Here is a 3,099-nt window from a genome sequence, read left to right on the forward strand (position 1 = left end):
CTCAATACATTAGTTCAAGGTATTCTATGTTTCATATAACTTGATGTAACAAACTTCGATTTCAATTATTTCCTTATTTTAGTTTATATTTCTATCTAATATTCTACATCACATTACTCTTTATAGTTTTTATTTGATACTTATCGAAAAAGGATTCATCGAATACAAAAAAAAATTACTTTCATATTCAATTAGTTATATATAATTAATTTTTGAGAACGTTCAAACTACCTAATTATAGCTTAAGCGTAGTTGCTCTCAATCAATTTGTAATCAGACCTCCCTAGCCAATAAACTTATATTGAAATGAAAAAGACAAGTGGTGCTTTTGCAAACAGTATAGATCATGAATCTGTAATTTTTTGCGATATGTTTGATACCTTAGTACACAGAACCGTACATCCTAATTATGTAATGCGCCTTTGGGCTAAAACAATGATTAGGGAATTAGGAATAGGTATAGATATTGATGGGTTATATTTTATACGTAAAGAAGTTGAACTCTTTTTAAGCGAAAAATATAAGGTTTTACATGTCGAAATACCTTATGAGATTATTATTAAAGAGATTTATAATAGATTGGTCTGTTCTAATATACTTGATGGTGTATCTTTTTCTAAGTTTAGTAATTATTTTGAAAAGGCAGATATTGATGTCGAAATAAAAGTACAATTCTTAAATAATAATACTATAGCTCAATTAGCAGCACTTAAGAAAAATGGACATAAAATATATTGTGTGTCTGATTTTTACACTTCCAAAAACGTACTAGTTTCTATACTTAAACATCATAATATTTTAAATTTATTTGATGATGTTTTTGTGTCTTCAGAATGTAAAAAGAGTAAACATAATGGAAACTTGTATACTTATCTTTTAGATATTTTAGATTTAGAGCCTACAAAGGTGACTATGATTGGTGATAATTTTAAACACGACATTGCTAATGCAGAAAAACGAAATATAAAAACATTATATATTCCGAATAAAGATGTCTCTAAAACCAAGTTAAAATATTCTTACGGATCGGATAGCTATGATTATAAACATATAATTAATGGAGTTTACAAACGTTGTAACACCAAGCAAGCTCCTGGAAACAGTGATTATATTTTATTTTACTATAATTATACGGAACGCTTATATTTTAAATTAAAACAAGAAGGTATTAAGAATATATTCTTTTTATCTCGAGAAGGCTTGTACTTAAAAAGGTTATTTGATTTTTATCAGAACTATTTTGCTTTAGAAAAGGAAGATTTAATTAACTCTCACTATTTAAAAACCTCCAGACAAGCAAGTATGTTGGTGTCTTTAAAGAGTATAGATAAGGAAGAATTTTCTTTTTTAAGAAACAAATATCCAAAATTATCTCCAAAGGGATTTTTAAATAATTTCGATTTTGAAGATCAGGTAACAAATGAAATTATTACAAGTTTACATTTAGAAGATGTTCAATTTAATAGTATTCCCGATTTTTTAGATTCAGATGTGTTTAAATCATTAAAGGAAAGTGAATTGTTTGTAAAACATTATGATAAGAAACGTTTAGAACAGAATACTTATTTTGATACGTATTTAAAATCCTTTAATGTAAATTTTGTTGAAGATGGTTTACATCTTGCCGACATAGGTTGGGGAGGAACCATGCAAGAAAAACTGTATGATTATTTTAATGGATCTGTAAAGGTTTTTGGTTACTATTTGGGCGTAAGGGAAGTGTATACTATTACTGAAAATACGAAACGATTTGGTTTAAACTACTCGGTTTATCCCTTTGCTAGTTATTCAGATCATATTCTTAGAGGGAATATAGAATTAAATGAGCAATTACTTTCTGCACCTCATGGCAGTACGGTGTCTTACGATTTAAGTTTGCCTACGTTTTCAAAAGAGTTCCATCAAGAAGATGAAAAAAGAATTTACGACGATTATATCTCAAAAATTCAAGATTTTATGTTTGAAGAGTTTCAGATCATAATTAAACAGTTAGATGAAATTTGTTATTCTAATGAAATTGTACAAGACCAAATGACTAATTATGCCCTACGCATAGGAATTTTTGCGTCCAAAAAGAATATCTCTGAGATGATTAAAATTTCTGAAGGATTTTATTCAAATGTAGGCGATTTTTCTAAGGGATTAACTATAGATACAGACCGGAGTAAGAAAGATATTTTAGTTAGTGTAAAGGCTTTTATCTTAACACCAGAGAAACTGTTTAGGTATTTACTTAGACTTAAACCATATCTATTTACAAAACAGAAATTTATTTTATTGGCATTATTTCCTTCATACATTATTTATTGGTATATGAAGTTTAATATTTGGGTGCGTAAAACGTTTTTAATAAAACGGTTTTATTTAAAGTATACGTATTTTAATTTCAGGCACTAATGCCATTATTATAGCAAAAATTGAGAAAGTGTTTTAATACCTTTTTCAATTTTTGCTATTTAAGAATTTTCTTTTTTAGCTGCTCTATAGACGTTAAAATCTAATTCATCTGGACTTAAGTTTATATCCGACCCTTTAACTACTTTTTCAACTGTTTTAAATAAAATTTGTAAGTCCGTTTTAAAACTTAAATTTTGAACGTACTCTATATCTTTAGCTAGTTTATCGTCCCAACCAATAGAGTTTCTACCAGAAACTTGAGCTAACCCTGTAATTCCGGGTCTAACGGAGTGTCTTATTTGTTCTTCTTTGGTGTAATAAGGTAAGTATCTTACAAGTAATGGTCTTGGACCAATTAAACTCATGTCTCCTTTAATAACATTTAAAAGCTGAGGAATTTCATCTAATGAAAATTTTCTAATAAAGGTTCCGAGTTTAGTAACACGTTCAGCATCTGGTAAAAGTGTTCCGTTTTCATCTGTTTTATCAGACATCGATTTAAACTTCATAATTCTAAACACCTTTTCATCTTTTCCTGGTCTACTTTGAAAAAAGAAAGGCTGCCCGTTATTAGTAATTAATAAGATTAGAGTTACAATTAAAAAAATTGGAAACAAAAGAATAAAACCTATCAATGATGCTGAAAAATCGATTACTCTTTTAAATACAGTTTTATACATATTGGTTTTTTAAACTTGGTTT

Annotated in this window: 2 protein-coding genes; one reads left to right on the forward strand and one right to left on the reverse strand. The window is 27.9% G+C overall.

From position 1 onward, the window contains the following. Window positions 1–306: 306 nt before the first annotated feature. Entirely contained in the window at window positions 307–2,397 is a 2,091-nt protein-coding gene (locus AST99_RS13860) for an HAD family hydrolase (protein WP_057782654.1), read from the forward strand. A gap of 59 nt (window positions 2,398–2,456) precedes the next feature. Here the strand turns inward: AST99_RS13860 and AST99_RS13865 are convergent, their stop codons facing one another. Then, window positions 2,457–3,077 (reverse strand): sugar transferase, encoded by a 621-nt coding sequence (locus AST99_RS13865; RefSeq protein ID WP_057782656.1) that lies wholly within the window; start codon window positions 3,075–3,077, stop codon window positions 2,457–2,459. Window positions 3,078–3,099: the final 22 nt, after the last annotated feature.

It is taken from the genome of Formosa algae, from assembly GCF_001439665.1.
Lineage (GTDB): Bacteria > Bacteroidota > Bacteroidia > Flavobacteriales > Flavobacteriaceae > Formosa > Formosa algae.

Excerpts from the sequence above, each read along its gene's own strand:
- AST99_RS13860 (WP_057782654.1), top strand. The coding sequence starts at position 307 with ATGAAAAAGACAAGTGGTGCTTTTGCAAACAGTATAGATCATGAATCT.
- AST99_RS13865 (WP_057782656.1), bottom strand. The coding sequence starts at position 3,077 with ATGTATAAAACTGTATTTAAAAGAGTAATCGATTTTTCAGCATCATTG.